22 protein-coding genes and 1 other RNA gene are annotated in these 23808 nt (G+C 67.4%); 19 read left to right on the forward strand and 4 right to left on the reverse strand.

Annotated features, from left to right (window positions below; genetic code table 11):
* Window positions 1-20: 20 nt before the first annotated feature.
* The 4 genes from MNI96_RS04165 to tkt form a co-directional block, all read right to left on the reverse strand.
* Window positions 21-1214 carry a phosphoglycerate kinase gene (locus MNI96_RS04165; protein ID WP_249690636.1) on the reverse strand — a complete coding sequence of 398 codons (1194 nt, stop codon included), beginning with the start codon at window positions 1212-1214 and terminating at the stop codon, window positions 21-23.
* Window positions 1215-1280: 66 nt separating this feature from the next.
* Window positions 1281-2288 (reverse strand): type I glyceraldehyde-3-phosphate dehydrogenase, encoded by a 1008-nt coding sequence (gene gap / locus MNI96_RS04170; protein WP_249690638.1) that lies wholly within the window; start codon window positions 2286-2288, stop codon window positions 1281-1283.
* Window positions 2289-2481: 193 nt separating this feature from the next.
* The gene (locus MNI96_RS04175; RefSeq protein ID WP_249691360.1) at window positions 2482-4050 is read right to left on the reverse strand and encodes an adenylate/guanylate cyclase domain-containing protein; all 1569 of its coding nucleotides are present in this window, start codon (window positions 4048-4050) and stop codon (window positions 2482-2484) included.
* A 167-nt stretch (window positions 4051-4217) separates the two neighbouring features.
* Window positions 4218-6200 (reverse strand): transketolase, encoded by a 1983-nt coding sequence (tkt, locus tag MNI96_RS04180; RefSeq protein WP_249690640.1) that lies wholly within the window; start codon window positions 6198-6200, stop codon window positions 4218-4220.
* A gap of 413 nt (window positions 6201-6613) precedes the next feature.
* Here tkt and MNI96_RS04185 point away from each other — a divergent pair, with 413 nt between their 5' ends.
* The 19 genes from MNI96_RS04185 (at window position 6614) to glmM (ending at window position 23609) form a co-directional block, all read left to right on the forward strand.
* Window positions 6614-6964, forward strand: coding sequence for a DUF4164 domain-containing protein (locus MNI96_RS04185; protein WP_249690642.1), 351 nt, complete (start codon window positions 6614-6616; stop codon window positions 6962-6964).
* A 12-nt stretch (window positions 6965-6976) separates the two neighbouring features.
* The gene (locus tag MNI96_RS04190) at window positions 6977-7354 is read left to right on the forward strand and encodes a cell division protein ZapA (RefSeq protein WP_249690644.1); all 378 of its coding nucleotides are present in this window, start codon (window positions 6977-6979) and stop codon (window positions 7352-7354) included.
* A gap of 94 nt (window positions 7355-7448) precedes the next feature.
* Window positions 7449-7604: non-coding RNA, 6S RNA (gene ssrS / locus MNI96_RS04195), on the forward strand.
* Between the two features lie 74 nt (window positions 7605-7678).
* Window positions 7679-8302 carry a 5-formyltetrahydrofolate cyclo-ligase gene (locus tag MNI96_RS04200; RefSeq protein ID WP_249690646.1) on the forward strand — a complete coding sequence of 208 codons (624 nt, stop codon included), beginning with the start codon at window positions 7679-7681 and terminating at the stop codon, window positions 8300-8302.
* Complete coding sequence (locus tag MNI96_RS04205) at window positions 8299-9126, forward strand: TIGR00282 family metallophosphoesterase (RefSeq protein ID WP_249690648.1); 828 nt, start codon at window positions 8299-8301, stop codon at window positions 9124-9126. The genes MNI96_RS04200 and MNI96_RS04205 overlap by 4 nt, the downstream gene beginning before the upstream one ends.
* Before the next feature lie 223 nt (window positions 9127-9349).
* Window positions 9350-10099: a YebC/PmpR family DNA-binding transcriptional regulator gene (locus MNI96_RS04210; RefSeq protein ID WP_249690650.1), complete on the forward strand. Its 750-nt coding sequence runs from the start codon at window positions 9350-9352 to the stop codon at window positions 10097-10099.
* 150 nt (window positions 10100-10249) lie between these two features.
* Window positions 10250-10768 (forward strand): crossover junction endodeoxyribonuclease RuvC, encoded by a 519-nt coding sequence (gene ruvC, locus MNI96_RS04215; RefSeq protein WP_249690652.1) that lies wholly within the window; start codon window positions 10250-10252, stop codon window positions 10766-10768.
* A 43-nt stretch (window positions 10769-10811) separates the two neighbouring features.
* On the forward strand, window positions 10812-11426 hold the full coding sequence (gene ruvA, locus MNI96_RS04220) for a Holliday junction branch migration protein RuvA (RefSeq protein ID WP_249690654.1): 615 nt from the start codon (window positions 10812-10814) through the stop codon (window positions 11424-11426).
* Window positions 11423-12469 carry a Holliday junction branch migration DNA helicase RuvB gene (ruvB, locus tag MNI96_RS04225; RefSeq protein WP_249690656.1) on the forward strand — a complete coding sequence of 349 codons (1047 nt, stop codon included), beginning with the start codon at window positions 11423-11425 and terminating at the stop codon, window positions 12467-12469. Before ruvA ends, ruvB begins: the two co-directional genes overlap by 4 nt.
* Window positions 12456-12929, forward strand: coding sequence for a tol-pal system-associated acyl-CoA thioesterase (gene ybgC / locus MNI96_RS04230; RefSeq protein ID WP_249690658.1), 474 nt, complete (start codon window positions 12456-12458; stop codon window positions 12927-12929). Before ruvB ends, ybgC begins: the two co-directional genes overlap by 14 nt.
* Window positions 12930-13116: 187 nt before the next feature.
* Window positions 13117-13830 (forward strand): protein TolQ, encoded by a 714-nt coding sequence (gene tolQ / locus MNI96_RS04235; protein WP_249690661.1) that lies wholly within the window; start codon window positions 13117-13119, stop codon window positions 13828-13830.
* Between the two features lie 4 nt (window positions 13831-13834).
* On the forward strand, window positions 13835-14284 hold the full coding sequence (gene tolR, locus MNI96_RS04240) for a protein TolR (protein WP_249690662.1): 450 nt from the start codon (window positions 13835-13837) through the stop codon (window positions 14282-14284).
* A gap of 4 nt (window positions 14285-14288) precedes the next feature.
* A complete protein-coding gene (tolA, locus tag MNI96_RS04245; protein ID WP_249690665.1) occupies window positions 14289-15239 on the forward strand; it encodes a cell envelope integrity protein TolA in 951 nt (316 codons plus the stop codon).
* Between the two features lie 151 nt (window positions 15240-15390).
* Window positions 15391-16746 (forward strand): Tol-Pal system beta propeller repeat protein TolB, encoded by a 1356-nt coding sequence (gene tolB / locus MNI96_RS04250; RefSeq protein WP_502960299.1) that lies wholly within the window; start codon window positions 15391-15393, stop codon window positions 16744-16746.
* Window positions 16747-16889: 143 nt separating this feature from the next.
* Window positions 16890-17375 (forward strand): peptidoglycan-associated lipoprotein Pal, encoded by a 486-nt coding sequence (pal, locus tag MNI96_RS04255; RefSeq protein WP_067218757.1) that lies wholly within the window; start codon window positions 16890-16892, stop codon window positions 17373-17375.
* Window positions 17376-17599: 224 nt separating this feature from the next.
* Window positions 17600-18595: a tol-pal system protein YbgF gene (gene ybgF / locus MNI96_RS04260; protein ID WP_249690667.1), complete on the forward strand. Its 996-nt coding sequence runs from the start codon at window positions 17600-17602 to the stop codon at window positions 18593-18595.
* The gene (tilS, locus tag MNI96_RS04265) at window positions 18582-19919 is read left to right on the forward strand and encodes a tRNA lysidine(34) synthetase TilS (protein ID WP_249690669.1); all 1338 of its coding nucleotides are present in this window, start codon (window positions 18582-18584) and stop codon (window positions 19917-19919) included. Before ybgF ends, tilS begins: the two co-directional genes overlap by 14 nt.
* Before the next feature lie 129 nt (window positions 19920-20048).
* The gene (gene ftsH / locus MNI96_RS04270; RefSeq protein ID WP_249690671.1) at window positions 20049-21977 is read left to right on the forward strand and encodes an ATP-dependent zinc metalloprotease FtsH; all 1929 of its coding nucleotides are present in this window, start codon (window positions 20049-20051) and stop codon (window positions 21975-21977) included.
* Between the two features lie 285 nt (window positions 21978-22262).
* A complete protein-coding gene (gene glmM, locus MNI96_RS04275; RefSeq protein ID WP_158193787.1) occupies window positions 22263-23609 on the forward strand; it encodes a phosphoglucosamine mutase in 1347 nt (448 codons plus the stop codon).
* The last annotated feature ends 199 nt before the right edge of the window (window positions 23610-23808 follow it).

Genomic DNA, 23808 nt, shown 5'->3' on the forward strand with positions numbered 1-23808 from the left:
AAGCTGTTTCGCCGAAAGGCTTAATTCTCGAGCGCGTCGACGCCCGGCAGGGCCTTGCCCTCGAGCCATTCCAGAAACGCACCGCCGGCGGTCGAGACATAGGAGAAGTCGTCGGCTACGCCGGCATGGTTGAGCGCGGCGACCGTGTCGCCGCCGCCGGCCACCGTCGTCAGAGCGCCGGCGCGGGTGCGCTCGGCGGCGTGGCGCGCCGCAGCCACCGTGGCCGTGTCGAAAGGCTCGATCTCGAAGGCACCGAGCGGGCCGTTCCAAACCAGGGTGGCGGCCGCGTCGATCTTTGCCGCGACGTTGGCGATCGAGGCCGCGCCGACATCCAGGATCATCGCATCCGCCGGCACGGCATCGACCGCAACGGTCTCGCTGGCTGCTCCCGCCTTGAACTCGCGCGCGACGACGGCGTCGACCGGCAGGACGATCTCGCAGCCGGCAGCGGCGGCCGCATCCATGATGCGCCGTGCGGTGTCGGCCAGATCGTGCTCGCACAGCGACTTGCCGACCGCCTTGCCTTGTGCGGCGAGGAAGGTGTTGGCCATGCCGCCGCCGATCACCAGCATGTCGACCTTCTTCACGAGGTTCTCGAGCAAGTCGATCTTGGAGGAGACCTTGGCGCCGCCGACCACGGCAAGCACCGGGCGAACGGGCGTGGTGAGGGCAGAGGCGAGGGCTTCCAGTTCCGCCTGCATGGTGCGGCCGGCATAGGCGGGCAGGCGGCGGGCCAGCCCTTCGGTAGAGGCATGGGCGCGGTGGGCGGCGGAGAAGGCGTCGTTGACATAGATGTCGCCGAGCGCGGCCAGCGCGTCGGCAAAGGCGCCGTCGTTCTTCTCCTCGCCCGCGTGGAAACGGGTGTTCTCAAGCAGCGCCACGTCGCCGTCCTTCAACCCGTCGACGAGCGAGGCGGCAAGCTCGCCGATGCAGTCGGCGGCGAAGGCGACGGGCTGGCCGAGACGCTCGGTCAGGGCGGCGGCGACCGGCGCCAGGCTCATCTCCGGCATCACGGCACCCTTGGGGCGGCCGAAATGGGCGAGCAGCACCACCCGCGCGCCCTTGTCCGAGAGCTCGCGGATGGTCGGCAGCACCCGGTCGATGCGGGTCGTGTCGGTCACCCGGTTGCCGTCCATCGGCACGTTCAGGTCGACGCGCACCAGCGCGCGACGGCCGGACAGGTTGCCGAGATCGTCAAGGGTCTTGAAGGTCATGGATCGCTCGCCTGGATGTCTCATGTGAAACGGCCGGCGCGAAGGGCGCCGGCCGCTGCTGCCAACTCAGATGGTCTTCGCGAAGGCCACCGCGGTGTCCGACATGCGGTTGGAGAAGCCCCACTCGTTGTCGTACCAGGACATGACGCGGACGAGGTCGCCGTCGATGACCTTGGTCTGGTCGAGCGCGAAGGTCGACGAGGCCGCGTTGTGGTTCAGGTCGATGGAGACCAGCGGCTCGTCGGTGTAGGCGAGGATGCCCTTGAGACCGCCGTCGGCGGCAGCCACCAGCGCGGCATTGACCTCGGCGACGGTGACCTTGCGCTTGGGCACGAACTTGAAGTCGACGACCGAGACGTTCGGCGTCGGGACGCGGATCGAGACCCCATCCAGCTTGCCGTTCAGTTCCGGCAGGACCAGGCCGACGGCCTTGGCGGCGCCGGTCGAGGTCGGGATCATCGACATGGCCGCGGCGCGGGCGCGGTACAGGTCCTTGTGCATGGTGTCGAGCGTCGGCTGGTCGCCGGTATAGGCGTGCACCGTCGTCATGAAGCCCTTCTCGATGCCGAAAGCCTCGTTGAGGACCTTGGCGACGGGAGCCAGGCAGTTGGTGGTGCACGAGGCGTTGGAGACGACCTTGTGCTCGCTGGAGAGCTTGTCGTGGTTCACGCCGTAGACGACCGTCAGGTCGGCGCCGTTGGCCGGAGCGGAGACCAGCACGCGCTTGGAGCCGTTCTCCAGATGCAGGGCGGCCTTGTCGCGGTCGGTGAAGATGCCGGTGCACTCCATGGCGATGTCGACGCCCAGGGCGCCCCAGGGCAGCTCCTTCGGATCGCGCAGGGCCGTGACCTTGATCGGGCCGGTGCCGACGTCGATCGTGTCGCCGTCGACGGTCACCTTCGCCGGGAAGCGGCCATGGACGGAATCGTAGCGCAGCAGGTGGGCATTGGTCTCGACCGGGCCGAGATCGTTGATCGCTACGACCTGGATGTCGGTCCGACCCGACTCCACGATGGCGCGCAGCACGTTGCGTCCGATGCGACCAAACCCGTTGATGGCAACCTTCACGGTCATGCTTGTCTCTCCTGTGGCGGCGAACCGCATTCCTTGGGCGATTGATCTGGTCGAGCCGGCCTATCCAAGGGCGTGTGTCCGGCTCCTGTCGTCTTTGGAGCGCCGTTGTGCGGCACCCGATGGCTGGTTACCCAAGCCGCGTCACGGATGCAACGGGTTCGAGCAAGATATCTGGCCGATACGTCCGCATGGCTCAGGCCTTGTCACTCCCTGCCGCTCCCTGCATCCGGACCGCGCCGAGGGCCTTTTCGAGCACGGCTTCGGCCTTGCGCCGGGCGTCGGCGTCGAGTTTGGCGATGTCGAGATGGAGGACGAGGCCCTCGTCCTCCTCGCTGATGGTCTGCGGCGCGGCGGCTTCCACCTCGTGCAGGCCCTCGACGGCGTAAGGCACGATCTCACCCGGAATGCCCTTCAGCGTGATTGGTTCCAGCCGGCGTACCCGCACCCGGTCCTGCACATGTGCCCAGGTCTCGTAGGAGATGACGATGCCGCCGGGCTGGGCGATGCCCTGCAGGCGGGCGGCGAGGTTCGCCTCCGCGCCGATGATCGTGTAGTCCATGCGGTCGGCGGAGCCGAAATTGCCGACATTGCAGTAGCCGGTGTTGATGCCCATGCGGACCTCGAAGGGCTTCTCGATCCCGCGCCGGCGCCACCGGCCCTTCAGCTCCACCATGCGCTTTTGCATCGCGATGGCCATGTCGAGGCAGGCATTGGCGTCCTCGCGGGCGCCGCGTGTCTCGGGATCGCCGAAGAAGGCGAGGATCGCGTCGCCGATGAACTTGTCGACGGTCGCGCCATGGGCCTGGGCGATGGCCGACATTTCCGTGAAATACTCGTTGAGCAGGCTGGTCAGCTCCTCGGGCTGCAGGTGCTCGGCCGTCTCGGTGAAGTCCTTGATGTCGGAGAAGAAGATCGTCAGCTTCTTGCGCTCGGTCGAGATCACCACGTCCTTCTCGCCCGAGAAGATCGACTTGTAGATCTGCGGCGAGAGGTATTTCGAGATCTTCATGGAGATGGAGGCAAGGAAGCCGTTCGCCTCCTCCAGCTCCGCGTTCATGCGGCGGAAGTCGTTGGCCTGGCGCCATTGCAGACCGGCAAAGGCGGCGCCGAAGGCGCCGGCCCCAGCGAAGTACATGAACAGGTACTTGAAGGAGAAGAGGTTCCTGGCGATCGGCTGATGGACGGTAATCGCCTGGATGCCGCGCACATCGCCGACCTGCCAGTCGCGCTTGGGGCTCTCGGGATGGGTGTTGTGGCAGGAGACGCAGGCCTGGCCCATCACCACCGGGACGGCCATGCGGATCTGCCGTTCGAACAGCGACCCCGACAGGTCCGTCGCGACCGCATCCGGCGTCCGGCTCTGGCGGAAGCTTGCCAGCGCGGCGGTCTCGAAGGCGTCGAGCCTGTGCGGGGCCCGGTTGGCGAAGGCGAGGTCGGAGACGAAGCGATAATCGACATCGCCGCCGCCGCGGCCGGCGATCACGTCGCCCAGTTCCAGCGACAGGGTCGCCGGGATCGGGATCGCGCCGGGCACGTCCTCGTAATTGTGAACGGCGACGGAATCGCCGGTGTAACCCTGGACGCGGCCAACGACGTTGGAGCCGTAATAGGCGCGGATCTCCGACACCATCGCATTGAGGGTGCGCGCCTGCGTCGTCAGGCCGGCGTCGGAGAGGTTCCTGAGATCGAGCCAGACGGCGATCGGCAGCAGCACGAGTGCCAGGAGCACCGCGAGAGCGAGAATCCACGGACGCTCGGCGATGGAGCGCCAGAGGGCGTGAGTGGAACGGCGCTTCCCGGAGCTGGGCGACACGACGACGATCTCCCGATGATCGACACCTCTTACAGCCGATCGCTGCGCAAGCGCAACGGACAGGACAGGGCGGCGCGGCTGCGCCGCCCTGTCCGGATTTTACCGGAAACCGCCGCTTACAGGCGGGCGTTGACCGCGGCGACCACCGCCTCGGCGGTGATGCCGAAGTGGCGGTAGAGCTCCTGGTAGGGGCCGCTGGCGCCGAAGCCGGTCATGCCGACGAAGATGCCGTCGGATCCGATGATCGCGTCCCAGCCCATGCGGATGCCGGCCTCGATGGCGACCTTGACCTTGGCCGAGCCGGCAATGTCGGCGCGGTAGTCGGCCGACTGGCGCTCGAAGCGCTCCATGCAGGGCACGGAGACGACACGGGTCGCGGTGCCGGCGGCTTCCAGCGTCTCGCGGGCCTTGAGGGCGATCTCGACCTCCGAGCCGGAGGCGAAGATGGTGACCTCGGGTGCCTCGTCGCTGTCGGCGACCACATAGGCGCCGCGGGCGGACAGGTTTTCCGCTTCATAGCTGGTGCGCACCGGCGGCAGGTTCTGGCGGGTCAAAGCGAGAACGCTCGGCGTCTCGCCGCTCTCCAGGGCCAGCTGCCAGCACTCCAGCGTCTCGGTGACGTCGGCCGGACGATAGAAGTCGAGGTTCGGGATCGCACGGAGCGCGGCGTAGTGCTCGACCGGCTGATGGGTCGGACCATCTTCGCCGAGGCCGATGCTGTCGTGGGTCATCACGTGGATGACGCGCTGGCGCATCAAGGCCGCAAGGCGAATGGCCGGGCGGGCATAGTCGGAGAACACGAGGAAGGTGCCGGAATAGGGGATGGTACCGCCATGCAGCGCCATGCCGTTCATCGCGGCGGCCATGCCGTGCTCGCGAATGCCCCAGTGCAGGTAACGGCCGGTGAAGTCGTCCGGCGTGATCGGAGCGGTGTCGGCCGTCCTGGTGTTGTTCGAACCGGTCAGGTCGGCGGAGCCGCCGATGGTCTCCGGCACCACCTTGGTGATCGTGCCGAGCACGTATTCCGACGCCTTGCGGGTCGCCATGGTCGGCTTGTCGTGGGCGATCTGCTTCTTCAGCTTTGCCATCGCCTCGGCGAAACCGGAGGGCAGGTCGCCGCGCAGGCGGCGCTCGAACTCGGAGCGCAGCTCGGAATCGGCGGCGGCAAGGCGCTTTTCCCACTCCTTGCGGGCCTGGCCTGAGCGCAGGCCGGCAATGCGCCAGGCGTCGAGAATGTCGCTCGGGACCTCGAAGGCCTCATGGGTCCAGCCGAGCGCCTTGCGGGTCGCGGCCAGTTCCTCGGCGCCGAGCGGCGAACCGTGCACCTTCTCCGAGCCGGCCTTGTTCGGCGCGCCGAAGCCGATGGTGGTCTTCGCGGCGATCAGCGTCGGGCGGTCGTTTTCCCGTGCCTTGGCCAGAGCCGCGGCGATGGCTGCCGGGTCGTGGCCGTCGATGGCGACGGTCGCCCAGCCGCTGGCCTCGAAGCGCTCCAACTGGTTGGTGCTGTCGGTGAGCGACACCTTGCCGTCGATGGAGATGCCGTTGTCGTCCCAGATGACGATCAGGCGGTCCAGCTTCAGATGGCCGGCGAGCGAGATCGCCTCCTGGCTGATGCCCTCCATCAGGCAGCCGTCGCCGGCCAGCACATAGGTGTAGTGGTCGGTGAGGGCGTCGCCGAAGGTCTCGCGCAGGTGGCGCTCGGAGATCGCCATGCCGACGGCATTGGCGAGACCCTGGCCGAGCGGGCCGGTGGTCGTCTCGATGCCGGCGCCGTGGCCGTATTCCGGATGGCCGGCGGTCAGCGCGCCGATCTGGCGGAACTTCTTGAGCTGGTCGAGGGTGAAGTCCTCGGAGCCGAGCAGGTAGTGCACCGCATAGAGCAGCATCGAGCCGTGGCCGGCCGACAGGACGAACCGGTCGCGGTCCGGCCAGTCCGGACGGGTCGGGTCGTAGTGCATCACCTGGGTGAACAGCACGGTCGCGATGTCGGCCGCTCCCATGGGCAGGCCGGGATGGCCGGACTTGGCCGCTTCCACGGCATCTGCTGCGAGGAACCGGATCGCATTGGCCATGCGATTGTGCTTTTCGAGATCGGTCATCTGATTCCGTTCGTCCCTGTCGGCGGCCCACGCGGGCTACTCGTCCGTAATGCGGGCACCGCACGGGCCCCGGGTTCGGCGTCCGGCCTGTCCTTGGAGGGCGCTGCGGGGAGGTGCTGCGCCCGGTCGGGACGGGCGGGCGCGGATCGTGTCCGGGCCGCCGGCGATATCGGTTTTCCGGCGGTTGCGACCGGTTTTCACCGGACCCCGCCGAGGCGGCTCGACAAATATCAGGAACCTTCGGCGAGTCAACAAAGCGGATGGCGGGAGACGCCGGGGGAGAGCGTGTGTCCGTCGATCTCGCATCGGACGGCAAGGAATGGTATAGCGGCAAGGGGCGGATGCGGGTATTCCGCCCGCGAGCGGCACGGTGCGCGCACCGAAAGCCGACAGCGAATTCACAAGGGGTTGGAATGGACGATACGTCGGGACTTTCCGGGGGGCAGTCGGGCGGGGGCGAGACCCGGCCGGTCGCGTCCGCGGCGGGGTCCGGCGGCAGCGTCGATGCGGCGCTCGAGCGTCTGGCCCGCGCCGTGTCGCGGCTGGATGCGGCGGTGCAGCGCCGGCTCGAGGCCGACATGTCGCTGGGCGGGCTGCAGGAAGAACTGCAGCGGCTGGGCGAGGACCGTTCCTCGCTGGCTGCGACGCTGGACACGGCCGAGGCGCGCGTCGCCCGGCTGGAGGACGCCAACCGGGAAGTTTCGAGAAGGCTGGTGTCGGCAATGGAATCGATCCGCTCCGTGCTCGAGACGCATGGCGGCTGAGGCGACGAGGCGATGGCTCAGATAATCGTGACGATCAACGGACGCAGTTTTCGCATGGCCTGCGACGACGGCGAGGAAGAGCGGCTGACTGCGCTCGCCCGCCGCTTCGACAGCGCCATCGACAGCCTGCGCGGCAGTTTCGGCGAGATCGGCGATCTGCGCCTGACGGTGATGGCCGGGATCATGGTCACCGACGAACTGGTGGAGCGCGAACGCCGGCTCGCCGCCCTGCAGGACGAGGTCGACAGCCTGCGCGAGGCGCGCCGCGCGGCGCTCGACAGTTCTGCGCGCAACGATGCGGAACTCGCCGGCAAGATCGTCACGGCGGCCGAGCGGATCGAGGCGCTGGCCGACGGGCTGGCAAGATCGCTGCGCCCGGCCGATGCCTGACCGGCTCCGCGCGCCGGGTGTTCCGCGCGCCGCCGTCCGGTCATGCGAAAACGTGTGTTGTATTTCCCGGCAAAGCGCCCCTATATCGGGGATGGCGTGGCTGCGCGGTGCGTCAGGAGACATATCCCCGGGGCCTTACGCATCCCTAGGGAGCTGTTCCTGCTCCGGCCCGTGGGCTGGAGCATACGGCGCCCACCTACTCTGTAGGTTTCCCGGGATTGCAACCTCCAACGGCCGAGGTGGCCACGTCATTCCCCTCTATCGCCGTCGCCCTGGACGGAGCGTCGGCAGCCCCTTCGGCCGCCGCATCCGGGAGCGCGACGCTTGATCTTTCCCGATACCGACATTCCGCAAGAGATCCGCGCCCTGCGCGAATTGAAGTCCGTGCGCCGCAAGGAGGCGCTCGGGCGCCGCGCGGGCCTGTCCGTCCAGGCGCGCATCGAGGGCGGGCTCGCCCTTGCCGAGGCTGTGGACGCGCTTCATTTTCCTGACGGCGCCGTCGTCTCCGGCTTCTGGCCGATCCGCGACGAGATCGACCCCCGGCCCCTGATGGATGTGCTGCGCGCGCGCGGGCATGCACTGTGCCTGCCGGCCATCGTCGACGGGGACCTGGTGTTCCGCCGGCTGACCCGCGAGACCGTGCTGGTGCCGGCGGGTTTCGGCACGGCGGAACCGTCGGCCGATGCCGATGTCCTGCTGCCCGATTGCATGCTGGTGCCGCTGGCCGCCTTCGACAGGCGCGGCGGCCGGATCGGTTATGGCCGGGGCTATTACGACCGAGCCATCGCGCGCATCGGCACGACGCGCGGAGCGCCGCCGGCGACCGTCGGGATTGCCTTTTCGCTGCAGGAAGTGGAAAGCGTGCCGGAGGAAAACCACGACCGCCGCCTCGACCGGATCCTGACCGAGCGCGGCTTCATCCAACTGGAAGGACCCGAGCGGGCATGAGGCTGCTGTTTCTGGGTGATCTCGTCGGTCGCAGCGGCCGTCAGGCGGCGACCGACATGCTGCCGGGACTGGTCGAGCGCCATTCCATCGATTTCGTGATCGTCAACGGCGAGAACTCTGCGGCCGGCTTCGGCATCACCGAGGAGATCCTGCAGGACGTGCTGGATGCGGGGGCGGATGTCGTCACCACCGGCAATCACGTGTGGGACCAGCGCGACACGCTCGTCTATATCGAGCGGCAGGACCGCCTGTTACGGCCGCTCAACTTTCCGCAAGGGGCGCCGGGGCGCGGCGCCAACCTGTTCACCGCGCGCAACGGCGCAAGGGTGCTGGTGATGAATGTCATGGGCCGGGTGTTCATGGACAGTCTCGACGATCCTTTTGTTGCGGTGGAACGGGTGCTGGACGCAACGCCGCTCGGCCAGGTGGCGGATGCTATCGTCATCGACATGCATGCGGAGGCGACCAGCGAGAAGCAGGCGCTGGCGCATTTCGTCGACGGGCGGGCGACGCTGGTCGTGGGCACGCACACGCATGTGCCCACCGCCGATCACCAGATACTGCCGGCCGGCACCGCCTATATGAGCGATGCCGGCATGTGCGGCGATTACGATTCCGTGCTCGGCATGGAGAAGGACGAGCCGATCTCCCGCTTCCTGCGCAAGATCCCGTCCGGGCGCTTCACCCCGGCGATGGGCGATGCGACGGTGTGCGGGGTGGCCGTCGAGGTGGACGATGCGAGCGGCCTTGCCACGGCGATCGAGCCGGTGCGGCTGGGCGGACGGCTGGCCCGGGCGCTGCCCTCGTTCTGGACGGCAGGGTGAGGCACGGGCCGTGCCGGGGTCGCCAGCGGATGCTGGATTTTCTTGCGGCCGCAGCCTATAACGCGCCGATCTTTTGAGATTGCAGGCAGACCCGGACCGGCGGCGACCGATCCGCTCCGCCCGCCCGACATCAATCCGGGAGGAACGCGCCTGGAGACCGTGTCCGGGCCGCGCGCGATCGCGGCCGAGACCGCCGGCGTTCCCGACAAGACCAGGAAGCGACATGGCCGGACATTCCCAATTCAAGAACATCATGCATCGGAAAGGCCGTCAGGATGCCGTCCGCTCGAAGATCTTCTCCAAGCTGTCGAAGGAGATCACGGTCGCGGCGAAGATGGGCGGGCCGGACATCAATTCGAATCCGCGCCTGCGCCTGGCCGTGCAGAATGCCAAGGCCCAGTCGATGCCCAAGGACAACATCCAGCGGGCCATCAACAAGTCGCAGGCCGGTGAGGGCGACAATTACGAGGAGATCCGCTACGAGGGCTACGGTCCGGCAGGCGTTGCGGTGATCGTCGAGGTGCTGACGGACAACCGCAACCGCTCGGCGTCCAACGTGCGCTCCTACTTCTCCAAGTGCGGGGGCTCGATGGGCGAGACCGGTTCGGTCGCCTTCATGTTCGACCGTATCGGCGAGATCGTCTATCCGGCCGCGGCCGGCACTGCCGATACCATGCTCGAGGCCGCCATCGAGGCCGGCGCCGAGGACGTGCAGTCCGACGAGAGCAGCCATGTGATCACCTGCGCCTTCGAGGATCTCGGCGATGTGTCCAAGGCGCTGGAAGAGACCCTCGGCGAGGCCGAGACCGTCAAGGCCGTGTGGAAGCCCCAGACGCTGACCCCGGTCGATGCCGACAAGGCCCAGACCATGCTGAAGCTGATCGGCCTGCTGGAGGACGACGACGACGTGCAGAACGTCTACTCGAATTTCGACGTCGACGAGGAGACGCTGGCCCGCCTGACGGCTGCCTGAGTGCCGCTTTTCCGCTTGGCGTTCTGAATATGCCCGGCAGGCCTCCTGCCGGGCTTTTTCGTGTCCGGTGCCCGGTTTTCTGCTGGTTCGCGGAGCCGGCGTCATGTCCGTGCTGGTCAGGCGCGGCGAATGGCGTTACCGATTTGTTCCATGGCATTCCCGATTCGCATACTCGGCATCGATCCCGGTCTCCGCCGCACCGGCTGGGGCGTGATCGTCGTGGAGGGAAACCGCATGACCTTCGCGGCCAGCGGCACGGTCCTTTCGGACAACCGCCTGCCGCTGTCCGACCGGCTGCGCCAGTTGCATGACGGACTGCAGGAGGTCATCGGCCAGCAGACGCCGGACGAGGCGGCGGTGGAACTGACCTTCGTCAACAAGGATGCGGGCGCGACGCTGAAGCTCGGCCAGGCGCGCGGCATCGCGCTGTTGGTGCCGGCGCTGAACGGTCTTGGCGTTTCGGAATATGCGCCGAACCTCGTCAAGAAGACGGTGGTGGGTACCGGTCACGCGGAGAAGGACCAGATCCGCATGATGGTGAAGGTTCTGATGCCGAAGGCGACGTTCAACTCGGACGACGCGGCCGATGCGCTGGCCATCGCTATTTGCCATGCCCAGCACCGGGTGACGCCGGCCGCCGCACGCATCGCCGAGAAGCTGGCGCGATGACGCTTTCGACGGGAGCCGGGAGACAGGGAGCCGGGAGACGGGCATGATCGGCAAGCTCAAGGGTGTGGTCGACGAGATCGGCGACGATCACCTGATCCTCGATGTGCACGGCGTCGGCTATCTGGTCTTCGCACCGGCGCGGGTGCTGCAGGGGCTGCCCGGGCGCGGCGAGGCGGCGGTGCTGCATATCGAAACCCTGGTTCGCGAGGACCTGATCCGCCTCTACGGCTTTTCCAGCGCCTCGGAGAAGGCCTGGTTCCAGCTGCTGATGACCGTGCAGGGGGTGGGCGCCAAGGTCGCGCTCGCGGCCCTCGGCGTGATGAAGGCGTCGGAACTCGCCAATGCGGTTGCGCTGGGCGACACGGCCCAGATCGCCCGGGCGCCGGGTATCGGCAAGCGGGTGGCCGAGCGCATCGTCACCGAACTGAAGAGCAAGGCGCCGGCCTTCGCCAGCGTCGACGCGGGCACCATCGCCGCCGCGCAGCAGGCCTCCGCCGCCGTACCGACGGCGGTAGGCGATGCGGTGTCTGCCCTCGTCAATCTCGGCTACCAGCCGGCGCAGGCCAGTGCCGCGGTGGCCGCTGCCGTCAAGAGCGCAGGCGAGGGGGCAGAGGCCGCCACGCTGATCCGCCTGGGCCTCAAGGAGCTTGCCAGATGAGCGAGGACGCCGGCCGTCTCGTCTCGCCCGAACTGCGCGGCGACGAGATCGACACGACGATGCGCCCGCAGGTGCTCGACGATTTCGTCGGCCAGGCGCAGGCGCGCGCCAATCTCAAGATCTTCATCGGCGCGGCCAAGGCGCGGGGCGAATCGCTCGATCACGTGCTGTTCGTCGGACCTCCGGGGCTCGGCAAGACGACGCTCGCCCAGATCATGGCGCGCGAGCTCGGCGTCAACTTCCGTGCGACCTCCGGACCGGTCATCGCCAAGGCCGGCGATCTCGCCGCGCTGCTGACCAACCTGGAAGAGCGCGACGTGCTGTTCATCGACGAGATCCATCGTCTCAGCCCGGCTGTGGAGGAAGTGCTCTATCCGGCGATGGAGGACTTCCAGCTCGACCTGATCATCGGCGAGGGTCCGGCGGCGCGCTCGGTGAAGATCGATCTTGCGCGCTTCACCCTCGTTGCGGCGACGACGCGGCTCGGGCTCCTGACGACGCCATTGCGCGACCGGTTCGGCATTCCGGTCCGCCTGCAATTCTACACGTCCGAGGAGCTGGAACTGATCGTGCGGCGCGGCGCCCGCATTCTCGGCATCGGCATGAGCGACGACGGAGCGCGGGAGATCGCCCGGCGCGCGCGCGGCACGCCGCGCATCGCCGGCCGCTTGCTGCGGCGGGTGCGCGACTTTGCCGTGGTCGGCGGGCAGGAGACGGTGGATGCGGCGATCGCCGACCGGGCACTGACCCAGCTCGAGGTGGACAGCGCCGGCCTCGACCAGCTCGACCGGCGCTACCTGAACCAGATCGCGCTGAAATTCGGCGGCGGTCCCGTCGGCATCGAGACCATCGCCGCCGCCCTTTCGGAGCCGCGCGACGCCATCGAGGAAATCGTCGAGCCCTATCTGATCCAGCAAGGCTATATCCAGCGCACGCCACGCGGCCGCATCCTGACGCCGCAGGCGTTCCAGCATCTCGGCCTGGCGGTGCCGCAAGGCTCCAACGTGCCGCAGCTCGGGCTGTTCACCGATGACGACACATGAGGCGGCGCCGCGCTGGCCGGATCTTGCCGGCCGGCTGGAGGGCGGACGGCATGTCCTGCCGGTACGGGTCTATTACGAGGACACGGATTTCACCGGCGTCGTCTATCACGCCGCCTATCTGAAGTTCGCCGAACGCGGCCGCTCCGATTTCCTGCGCCTTTGCGGCATTCACCACAATGAGCTGGCGAGCGGCGCGCATGGCGAACCGCTGGCGTTCGCCGTGCGGCACATGGAGATCGATTTTCATGCGCCGGCTCGCATCGACGACCTGCTGGAGGTCGTAACGCACCTCGGAGAGGCGCGGGGCGCGCGCATCGTCCTGGCCCAGGAAGTCCGCCGGGACGGGGCGCTGCTCTTCGCCGCCGAGGTGACGGTCGCCGTGATTTCTCCTGAAGGCCGGCCGCGCCGCCTGCCGGCTGCGCTTGCCGCGCGCCTTGCCGGCGACATGTCGCTGTCTTAACGCGACAGTAACCTTAACGCTGGCTTAATGCCGCAGGTTATCGGCGGAAACAGTCCCAGTTTCGCCAAAATCGCTCGTCATTGAGGCGGTCGATCAGCGGACAAACCGACTGGCCCGATCGATACGGGCAACCGGCAACCGATCCGGCATGTGCGCCAATGGTATCGGGCAAGAGGTCCTGAATTAGATGAATCCCGTGGAACTTGCACAAACGACCCTCGCGGCTCCGCAGGGCGACATGTCCTTCTTCGCGCTGTTTCTTCAGGCGCATCTCGTCGTCAAGCTGGTGATGCTCGGCCTCGTCGTCGCATCCATCTGGTGCTGGGCGATCATTGTCGACAAGTGGCTGCTGTTCGCGCGCACCAAGCGCCAGATGAACCGCTTCGAGACCGTGTTCTGGTCCGGCCAGTCGCTCGAGGAGCTGTATCGCACCCTGTCGGGGCGGGCCAACCATTCGATGGCAGCGCTGTTCATTGCGGCGATGCGCGAGTGGAAGCGCAGCCACGAGGGCGCGCGCCCGGCCATCGCCAGCCTGCGCCAACGCATCGACCGGGTGATGGACGTGACCATCGCCCGCGAGGCCGAGCGCCTGGAGGCAAGGCTCCTGGTGCTGGCGACCGTCGGCTCGGCGGCGCCCTTCATCGGCCTGTTCGGCACTGTCTGGGGCATCATGACCAGCTTCCAGGCGATTGCCGCTTCGAAGAACACCAATCTGGCCGTCGTCGCGCCGGGCATCGCCGAGGCGCTGCTGGCAACCGCGCTCGGCCTGCTCGCGGCCATTCCGGCGGTGATTGCCTACAACAAGCTGTCGGCGGATGCGGGCAAGCTGTCCGCCCGCATGGAAGGCTTTGCCGACGAGTTCTCGGCCATTCTGTCGCGTCAGATCGACGAGAGGAGCTGACTTCATGGGCATGCAGTCCGCCGGTGCGGCGCCCGAAGAGGCCGGACGTCGCCGTCGCCGAAGGCGCCAACAGCCGATGAGCGAGATCAACGTCACGCCCTTCGTGGATGTGATGCTCGTGCTGTTGATCATCTTCATGGTCGCTGCGCCGCTGCTCACGGTCGGCGTGCCGCTCGACCTGCCGGAAACGCAGGCCAAGCCCCTGGAAGGGGCGACGGAGCCGATCACGATTTCGGTCGCCGCCGACGGGCGCATCTATATCCAGGACTCGGAGATCGCCGCCGAAGAGGTGGTGCCGAAGCTGGAGGCGATCGCCCAGAACGGCTACGACGAGCGCATCTTCGTGCGCGGCGACCAGAATGCCGACTACGGCACGATCATGCGGGTGATGGGGCGCATCAACGCGGCCGGCTACAAGCGGCTCGGCCTCGTGACGCTCGAGGAGCAGCAGTAGGCACATGCGTGTCGGGCTCATCGCATCGACTGCGGGCCATCTGGCCGTGCTGCTTTGGGGAGTGGTCTCATTCCCCGATGCGAAGCCGTTCGACATCGGGCCAGTCGATACCCTGCCCGTCGACCTCGTTCCCGTCTCCGAGCTGACGCGCCTGCGTATCGGCGAGAAGACGGCGGAAGTCCGCGAGGTCGAGGCGACTCGGCCGACGGAAAAGCCCGTCGAGGAGCCGAAGGCGGAAGAAAAGCCGGCGGAAACCGAGGCAAAGCGGCCGAACCAGGCAGCGCCCGAGCCGACGCCGGCACCAGCCCCCGAGCCGACCCCGGCGCCCGAGCCGCCGACACCCGAGCCGCCCGCGCCGCAGCCCGAGCCGCCCGCGCCGGAGCCTCCGGCACCGCGAGCGGAGCCCGAGCCGGCACCTGCCCCGACACCCGAGCCCGAGAAGAAGGTGGCGGAGACGCCGCCGCCGCCGACCGTGCGTCCGCGGTCCAAACCGACCCCGCCGCCGCAGCCGCAGCGCCAGCCGCCGCGCGAGAACTTCAATCCGAACGAGATCGCCGCGCTCCTCAACAAGGTGGAGCCGGCGGGCGGATCGAGCTCGAACTCGACCCAGCCGGCCTCGCTCGGCAGTCGCCTCGGCCAGAGTGGAGTGACGATGAGTCAGTCTGAGCTGGATGCGCTGCGCGGGCAGATCTCGCGGTGCTGGAACCCGCCTGCGGGCGCGGCCGGTGCAGGCGATCTGACTGTCCGGCTCAAGGTGTTCCTGACGCCGAGCGGCGATGTGGACCAACAGCCGGAAATCATGAATTCCAGCTCGAACCCGTCTTTCGGCATCGCGGCGGAGAGCGCCCGCCGGGCGGTCTTGCGCTGTGCTCCCTACTCGCTTCCCTCGGTGAAATACGACGCCTGGCGGGAAGTGATCATCAACTTCGATCCGCGCGAACTGCTCGGCGGTTGAGCATGGATCGGGACCTCTTGCAGCCTTTGCGGATTTGGCAAGATCCGCAAGGGACGCGAAAATGACGAATTCTCACGCAACGGATGGCCCGGACACCGGCGCCACCGCATTCGCGGTTCGCCGCGACACAAGGATCGACGGAGCCTAGAGGATGATCAGACAGGCACCTGCCAGCATTGCAAGCTCCTGCTCGCGAATGGCCGCCCTGCTGCTTGCAGCGGTCGTGTTGAGCTTTGGACTGCTTCCAGCCGAGCGCGCGTCGGCGGTCGTCGAGATCGACATTACCCAGGGCAACATCGAGCCCTTGCCCATCGCCCTTCCGGCTTTTTCGGGAGCGGGCGGCGAAGCGCAGCTGGCGTCGGAGATCACCGACGTGATCAAGGCGGATCTCGCCCGTTCCGGTCTCTTCCGTCCGCTCGACCCGGCCAGCTTCATCGAGACGGGCGTGAACGTGAACACGCCGCCGGAGTTCGGCTCCTGGCGTCCGATCGGCGCGCAGGCGCTGGTGGTCGGGGCGATCGAACGCCAGTCGGACGGGCGTATCCGCGCGGAGTTTCGCCTGTGGGACGTCTTTGCCGGCCAGCAGATGCTGGGTCAGCAGTTTTACACGACGGCCGACAACTGGCGCCGCATGGCCCATATCATCGCCGACGCGATCTATGAGCGTCTGACCGGCGAGAAGGGCTATTTCGACACGCGCATCGTCTACATCGACGAGACGGGCACCAAGGACAAGCGCGTCAAGCGGCTGGCCATCATGGACCAGGACGGTGCCAATGTACGCTACCTGACCAACGGCAATGACCTGGTGCTGACGCCGCGCTTCTCGCCCTCGCGGCAGGAAGTGACCTACATGGCCTATGCCGGTACCGAGCCGCGCGTCTACCTGCTCAACATCGAGACGGGTCAGCGCGAGATGGTCGGCAACTTCCCAGGCATGACCTTCGCGCCGCGCTTCTCGCCGGACGGTCAGCGGGTGGCGATGAGCCTGCAGCAGGGTGGCAATGCCAACATCTTCGAGATGGACCTGCGCTCGCGCCGCACCACCCGGCTGACCAACACCCCGGCCATCGACACCAGCCCGTCCTATTCGCCGGACGGCAGCCGGATCGTCTTCGAGTCGGACCGCGGCGGCACCCAGCAACTCTATGTGATGGACGCCAATGGCGGTAATCCGCAGCGCATCAGCTTCGGGCCGGGCCGCTACTCGACGCCGGTCTGGTCGCCGCGCGGCGATCTGATCGCCTTCACGAAGATGAATCAGGGGCGTTTCATGATCGGCGTGATGCGACCGGACGGTTCGGGCGAGCGTATCCTGACCGAGGGCTATCACAACGAGGGGCCGGCCTGGTCGCCGAACGGCCGCGTGCTGGTGTTCTTCCGCGACACGCCGGGGGCCAATGGCGGGCCGCAGCTGTGGACCGTGGACCTGACCGGCTACAACGAGCAGCGCGTGCCGACCCCGGCCTTCGGCTCGGACCCGGCCTGGTCTCCCTTGCTGGAATAGGCTCCCACAGCTAGGCTCGGGGTCAGCCCCCAGCTTTTGGCGCGCGCAGGATTTCGTTAACCATGTTGATGAACGCGCGCTTAACCGGTTTCGCTGTAGAAGCGTTTACCCTGTCGGGGTGGTGGGGATCAGGAGTGAGTTTAATGATGAATTTCGGGATGCGGAGCCGTGGCGCGCGCATTGCCTCCGTTGTCGCAGGCGCGATGCTTCTGGCAGCCTGCGCACAGACCAAGCCGGATGGCCTGACTGGCAACGTCCAGCCCGGCACCGGCCAGGACTTCGTGGTGAACGTGGGCGATCGCGTGTTCTTCGGCAACGACCAGACGACGCTGTCGCCGCAGGCGACCGCGACGCTGGATAAGCAGGCCCAGTGGCTGAACAGCTACAGCCGCTACACGGTGACCATCGAGGGTCATGCGGACGAGCGCGGCACGCGCCAGTACAACATCGCGCTCGGCGCGCGGCGTGCCGACGCGGTGCGCAACTATCTGGTTGCCCGCGGTATTCCGGGCAACCGCATCAAGACGGTTTCCTACGGCAAGGAGCGTCCGGTCGCAGTTTGCAACGACGAGAGCTGCTGGACGCAGAACCGTCGCGCGGTGACCGTGCTCGACAACGCCGGAAGCTGACCGGCCTTTCGGCCGGACCTGAGACAACCTGCCTTCGGGGCGGCCGGACGGGAACCCGTCGCGGCCGCCCTTGCGTTTGTGCCCGGCAGGCAAGGCGGATGCTCGCTGCGGCGTCAAAATTTGGCCGAAGTCGCAGCGCCCTGTGCTATGGCGTTCAGGCGGATGGCCGGGCAATCGCCCGGCTGCCGCGCGGGCGGAGGACAGGCATGAATCGATTGAAACCCATGGCTTTCAGAACTCTGACCGGCGTGTTTGCGCTGGTGATGCTGCTGGCATTGCCGCAGGCGGCGTCCGCGCAGCTTTTCGGCTCCCGCAGCGACAGCGACGCCGCAGTGCGGATCAACCAGGTCGAGGAGCAGATGCGCAACCTCACCGGCCAGATCGAGCAGCTCAATTACCAGATCCGGCAGTTGCAGGAGCAACTCCAGCGGATGCAGGAAGACAACGAGTATCGCTTTCAGCAGCTGGAGCAGGGCGGGCGTAAGCGGTCGGACGCTGCTCCCGGACAACCCTCTACCCAACCCTCTGGCCAGGCCGGCGACCTTGCGGGTCTCCAGGGTGGCGGCGAGAGCTACGGCCCGGCGTCCGGCACGCTCGGCCAGCTCCCGGCGGACGGATCGGGCGACGCCGAGTTCGGCGCCGAGGGCGGCTATTCGCAGGACGGCTCCGGCTCGCTCGGGGCCGGTCCGCTGGACCTGTCTGCGCTCGCCCGCGGCCAGTCCGGCTCCGCCGGCTTCGGATCACCCGGCGGGGGGCAGGGTGACCTGCCCCCGGGAGTCTCCGAGGGGGAGCAGCAGGACACGTTCGACACGGCTTCCGCGCCCTCGTCCGGCAGTTCGCCGCGGGCGTCCTACGACAGTGCCTATTCGATGATCATGGCGGGCGACTATGCCGGGGCCGAGGCCGGCTTCAAGGACTTCCTGCAGCAGCATCCGAACGATCCGCTGGCGGCGAATGCGCAGTTCTGGCTGGGCGAGAGCCTCTATGCCCGCAAGCAGTACCGCGATGCGGCCGATGCATTCCTCAAGAGCTATACCGACTATCCCGACAGTTCCAAAGTGACCGACAGTCTGCTGAAGCTCGGCCTGTCGCTCAAGGGCATCGGCCAGAAGGATGCCGCCTGTGCCACCTTCAGCGAGCTTTTGACCAAATATCCGGGCGCGCCGACCTCGATCCGCGCCGAAGCTCAGGCTCAGCAGCAGAGCGGTGGCTGCGTCTGACCGCGCGCGGCCCGTTTGCGAGACGCAGGCCGACGCCCTCCTTGCCGCACTGACCCCCTTTCGCCGCCTCGCGTTGGCCGTGTCGGGCGGTCCGGATTCCACGGCCCTGCTGTTGCTTGTCGCCGCCTGGCGCGCGCGCAGGACCGATCCTCCCGATATTCACGTCCTGACTGTCGACCACGGCCTGCGGCCGGAAGCCGCTGCGGAAGCGCGCACCGTTGCCGCGCTCTGCGAACGGCTCGGCCTTTCCTGTCGGATCCTGACATCGACCGCGCCCAAGCCCTCCGCCAATCGCCAGGCAGCTGCGCGCGATCTGCGCCGGGGATTGCTTGTGACGGCATGCGCCGATCTTGCCGTCGAGGCGCTGGTGCTTGCCCATCACCTGGACGACCAGGCCGAGACCTTTCTGCTGCGCCTTGCCCGCGGCAGCGGCGTCTACGGCCTTGCGGCCATGCCTGCGCGCGGTCTGTGGCACGACGGCAATGGGGCTTGCGTGACCGTGCTGCGGCCCCTACTGGCGGTGTCCAAGGCGAGCCTCGTCGCCACCTGCTCGGCAGCAGGCGAAGCCTATGCCGAAGATCCCTCGAACGAGGACCCCGCTTACGCACGCACGCGGCTTCGGCAGCTGATGCCGGCGCTGGCCGGCGAGGGGCTCGATGCCGCGACCCTTGCCGCCACGGCGGCCCGTCTTGCCTCCGCCGCTGCCGCCATCGATGGTCAGGTCGATGCGGTGATGGCGTCCTGTGCGGTTTTCCATCCGGCTGGCCCGGTACGCTTGTCCGTCGAGGCCCTGGCGTTGCTCCCGCGCGAGGCGCTGCTGCGGCTCTTCGCAAGGGTGCTTGCAGACGTTGGCGGGGAGGCCTATTCGCCGCGTCTCGTCCGGCTGGAGGGGTTTGTGGACCGCCTTGCGGCGCGTGAGATTGCGCAGTCGACGCTGTCGGGCGTGGTGGCGCGCCGGTGCGGCGAAGAGATCGCCTTCTGGCGCGAACCGGGACGCGACGGGCTTGCGCCTGTCGAATTCACGGGACCGGGCCGGGCTGTTTTCGACCGGCGCTTCCTGGTGGAGGCGGAGAGGAGCGGAGCGTTTCGCGTCGTGCCTCTGGGGACGCTTTCGGACCACGGCATCGACCGCAAGGCGGCCGGCGACTGGCCGTCGCAGGCCTTTGCCGGAGCACCGCTTCTGCTGGGTCCCGGCGATGCGGCCTATTGTCCCGGCCTCGCCGGAGAGGCGCCTGCCGGGGTGCGGCTCGTCCCGCTCACGCAGCGGGAAAGCCTGTCGCGGCCGGAACTTGGGAGAAATCCCTTCGGCCGGCGGGAAATTTAAGAAAAATGAGACCTGTTTCGTGTGAATCTCCTTCGTCGCCTTGGCAGCCCGTTCCCGCGGACCTATCTTGGCTTTGAAGGACTTCTTTCCAGCGCAGACCGCCGCCTTGGCGCGGTGAAGGAACCGCTCATGAACGCCAATTTTCGCAATTTCGCCCTTTGGGTGATCATCGGCCTGTTGCTGATCGCCCTGTTCCAGCTCTTCCAGAGCCCGGGACAGCGCACCGTGTCGAACGATATTCCCTTCTCGCAGTTCCTGAACCAGGCCGAGCAGGGCGACGTGCGCGAGGTGACCATCCAGGGTCAGCAGATCATCGGTTCGTACAACAGCGGCGGCTCGTTCCAGTCCTACGCGCCCGAATCGGCCGGCGAATATGTCGAGATGCTGCGCTCCAAGGACGTGCGGATCATCGCCCGCCCGCCGCAGGAGAGCTTCTCGCTGCTCGGGGCGCTGATCTCCTGGTTCCCGATGCTGATCATCCTCGGCATCTGGATCTTCGTGATGCGCCAGATGCAGGGCTCGGGCGGCAAGGCGATGGGCTTCGGCAAGTCCAAGGCCAAGCTGCTGACCGAGGCGCATGGCCGCGTCACCTTCGAGGACGTTGCCGGCATCGACGAGGCCAAGGAAGACCTGCAGGAGATCGTCGAGTTCCTTCGCGATCCGCAGAAGTTCCAGCGCCTGGGCGGCCGCATCCCGCGCGGCGTGCTGCTGGTCGGCCCTCCGGGCACCGGCAAGACGCTGACCGCGCGTGCCGTCGCCGGCGAGGCGAACGTGCCCTTCTTCACCATCTCGGGCTCCGACTTCGTCGAGATGTTCGTCGGTGTCGGCGCCAGCCGCGTCCGCGACATGTTCGAGCAGGCCAAGAAGAACGCGCCCTGCATCATATTCATCGACGAGATCGACGCGGTCGGCCGCCATCGCGGTGCCGGCCTTGGCGGCGGCAACGACGAGCGCGAGCAGACGCTGAACCAGCTGCTCGTGGAGATGGACGGTTTCGAGCCGAACGAGGGCGTCATCATCATCGCCGCGACCAACCGTCCGGACGTGCTCGACCCGGCGCTGCTGCGCCCGGGCCGGTTCGACCGGCAGATCGTCGTGCCGAACCCGGATGTCACGGGCCGCGAGAAGATCCTCAAGGTGCATATGCGCAAGGTGCCGCTGGCGCCGGACGTCAACGTCCGCACGCTGGCGCGGGGCACGCCGGGCTTTTCCGGTGCCGACCTGATGAACCTGGTCAACGAGGCAGCTCTGCTGGCGGCCCGCCGCGGCAAGCGGCTCGTCACCATGGCCGAGTTCGAGGACGCCAAGGACAAGGTGATGATGGGTGCGGAGCGCCGCACGCTGGTCATGACCGAGGAAGAGAAGAAGCTCACCGCCTATCATGAGGCCGGTCACGCGCTGGTGGCGCTGCACATGCCGGCGTCCGATCCGATCCACAAGGCGACGATCATTCCGCGCGGGCGTGCGCTCGGCATGGTCATGCGCCTGCCGGAGAAGGACCAGGTCTCGCTCACCCGTGCCAAGTGCAAGGCGGACCTTGCCGTGGCGATGGGCGGCCGCGTCGCCGAGGAGATGATCTTCGGCTACGAGAAGGTGACGTCGGGCGCCTCGGGCGACATCCAGATGGCGACCCGTCTGGCGCGGGCCATGGCGACTCAGTTCGGCATGTCCGACAAGCTCGGCCCGCTGCTCTACGGCGAGAACCAGGAGGAGGTCTTCCTCGGTCACTCGGTCGCCAAGAGCCAGCACGTGTCGGAAGACACCCAGCGGATCGTCGATGCGGAGATCAAGTCCTTCGTCAATACCGGCTACGAGACCGCCAAGCGTGTCCTGTCGGAGCACGAGGAGCAGCTCCACATCATCGCTAACGGCTTGCTCGAATACGAGACGCTGTCGGGCGACGAGATTCGCGACCTGCTCGACGGCAAGCCGCCGGTGCGCGAGACGGATGACGACCACCCGACCGCGCGGGCCTCGGCAGTGCCGAAGACCGGCGCCAAGCGCCGCGGCGAGGGCGATGCCGCGACCGGCGGCATGGAGCCCCAGCCGCAGGGCTGACAGCATGCGCAGCTTGTGAAACAGACGGCCCGGCAGGCGACTGCCGGGCCGTTTTCGTGCCGGGCGCCGGGGTCTGCCTGTAACGAACGAAAACAAATTTTGAACTCCTTTGTGGCAGCTTGGTGCTACATGGAGAAGCCGTCGGCGAGGCAGGACTGCCTTCCGGCGCGCGAGAAGCGGGACCGGCGGAAGCGCCGGGCGCGGCTGCCGTATCGGATTTTGTCCGCAGTGCAGTTGCATGGGTGCCGGTTCGGCAGGCCTCCCGCGGCAGAAGACAGGGTCGACATGACGCGCAAGTATTTCGGAACCGACGGCATTCGCGGCACGGCCAACCGTGCGCCGATGACGCCGGATATCGCTCTCAAGGTGGGCATGGCTGCGGGCCTGTCCTTCCGCAACGGGGTGCACCGCCACCGGGTGGTGATCGGCAAGGACACGCGCCTGTCCGGCTACATGATCGAGAATGCCCTGGTTGCCGGTTTCACCGCCGTCGGTCTCGACGTGCTGCTGCTGGGGCCGATGCCGACGCCCGCCGTCGCCATGCTGACGCGCTCCGTGCGCGCCGATCTCGGCGTGATGATCTCGGCCTCGCACAATCCGTATCAGGACAACGGCATCAAGTTCTTCGGCCCCGACGGCTACAAGCTTTCGGACGAGGTGGAGAGCGAGATCGAGCGGCTGATCGAGCAGGACCTGTCGCGGCAACTGGCCTCGCCGTCCGAGCTCGGCCGGGCCAAGCGCATCGACGGCATGCGCGACCGCTATGTGGAATTCGCCAAGCGCACCCTGCCGCGCGAGATGAGCCTGGCGGGCCTGAGGATCGTCGTCGACTGCGCCAATGGCGCCGCCTACAAGGTCGCCCCCGAGGTCCTGTGGGAGCTCGGCGCGGAGGTGATCGCCATCGGCGTCGATCCGGACGGCTACAACATCAACCTGAAATGCGGCTCCACCGACACGGATGCATTGTGCCGCAAGGTGCACGAGGTGAGGGCGGATATCGGCATCGCACTCGATGGCGACGCGGACCGGGTCATCATCGTCGACGAGAACGGCAAGGTGGTCGACGGCGACCAGCTGATGGCCGTCGTCGCCCAGTCCTGGCTGGAGGACGGCCGTCTGGCGGCCTCCGGCATCGTCGCCACAGTGATGTCCAATCTCGGCCTGGAGCGTTATCTCGGCGGGCTCGGCTTGACGCTAGCGCGCACCAAGGTCGGCGACCGCTACGTGGTCGAGCACATGCGCCAGCATGGCTACAATGTCGGCGGCGAGCAGTCGGGCCACATCGTCCTGTCGGATTTCGCCACCACCGGCGATGGCCTCGTCGCGGCGCTGCAGGTGCTGGCCTGCGTGTCAAAGCTCGGCCGTCCCGTGTCCGAGGTCTGCCGCCGTTTCGATCCGGTGCCGCAGATCCTGCGCAACGTCCGTTACTCCGGCGCGACGCCGCTCGACGATCCCAGCGTACAGGCGGCAATCGAGGACGGCCGCAAGACCCTCGGCAACAGCGGGCGCCTGCTGATCCGTGCCTCGGGCACCGAGCCGCTCATCCGCGTGATGGGCGAGGCGGACAACGAGGATGTGCTCACCGGCGTGGTCGACCGGATCGCCGAAGCCGTGGCCCGCGCTGCCGCCTGAGCCGACAGCCCCAGACCTTTCTGCAATGCGGAGGCCGCTGCTCAGCCGGGCAGCGGCCTCTTGCGTATGGTTAATCATTCGCAAAGATCGGGGGAGAACTGTTGCTGATCGCAACGGGTATTCGTCTTTGTTTACTATTCATTAAGGTAAAAAAGACGGTTAAATTTTACGGTTAAGCCAGCCTTAAGCATTTTCGGCA

It is taken from the genome of Stappia sp. WLB 29 (assembly GCF_023507705.1).
Lineage (GTDB): Bacteria > Pseudomonadota > Alphaproteobacteria > Rhizobiales > Stappiaceae > Stappia.